Source organism: Mesorhizobium sp. P2_A8 (assembly GCF_056404935.1).
On record NZ_JBFUDB010000031.1, the window covers coordinates 1 to 1,027 of the forward strand.

Annotated in this window: 1 protein-coding gene; it reads right to left on the reverse strand. The window is 60.6% G+C overall.

Translation table 11 applies throughout. From position 1 onward, the window contains the following. Positions 1-1,027 (reverse strand): hypothetical protein (locus tag AC1D10_RS35550; protein ID WP_477279982.1); only part of this gene is annotated, 1,027 nt, incomplete at both ends.

Below are 1,027 nucleotides of genomic sequence, written 5' to 3' on the forward strand. Positions count from 1 at the left end.
GAGCTTGCATATTGCTGGTTGAACTGCTTCGAGCCTTCGAGCCAGGTGCCCTCCACCCCGCCCTCGAAGACGATGTTGCCGCGCTGCAGGTATGTCGCGTCGCCGGTGTGTTGGTAGACAAAGCCGAACCCGTTCACGATCAGCATGTTCAGGTCGGCGGCCGGCACATCCTGCTCCCCGGTGGCGGACGTCTCGTCGATATATTGAAACGCCTTGGCTGTGGCATCCCATTCGTGGGCCCACATGTAATCGAGATTGGCCTTGATGAAGGACACGATGCGCGGGTCGGCGTCGACCTGCTCGTAGTAGTTCATCAACGCCTCGTTCATGAGCCCGTTCATGAATGGCTTGTCGATCGGCGCGCCGTCAGGGGCCGCGCCGTCCACGAAGTGCGGACGCGAGCCGTCGGTATGCTGGAAGCCGGAGGTCAGGATCTTCTCCACGAGCGAATTGGCCAGAGCATGGAAATCGTTGCCGCCGGACACCCCCCAGTCTTCGCCATTGGGCTGGATGTTGGGGACGCCAACGGAAGGCGCATCGATGAGGATCGCCTGCGTGAGCGTTTCCAGCGCGCGCGCCTCCTCGCGGCCCTCCGACTGGTGCGGGTCGAACAGGTTGGCCCAATTATTCTCCGTGTTCCACGGATTGACGACCTGGTCAGCCATCTTTCCGATGGCGCTCAGGCTGGCCTGGTCGCCATTGAGCAGATAGTGGGCGGCGATGCCCTTGGGCATGGACCACCAAGAGGCCACGCCGTAGTTATTCGCCTCGACATAGTTCTTCAGATAATCGTCAGCGATCGCATTGCCGCGCTGGAGATAAACCTGCTCGCCGGTGCGCGCATACCAGACATAGTTGATGAAGGCACGGTCGTAATAGTTCGCCGAGGCCCAGTCAGCGCCGTCAGCCGCCCAGTGGCTGTCATCATATGCGGCGAAATCCTGCTCATACCGCGCGAACAAGCCCCCCAGCGAAGACGTTTCCGAAACCGAAATGGTCGGACCGACAAGCGAGATCAATAAGTCAG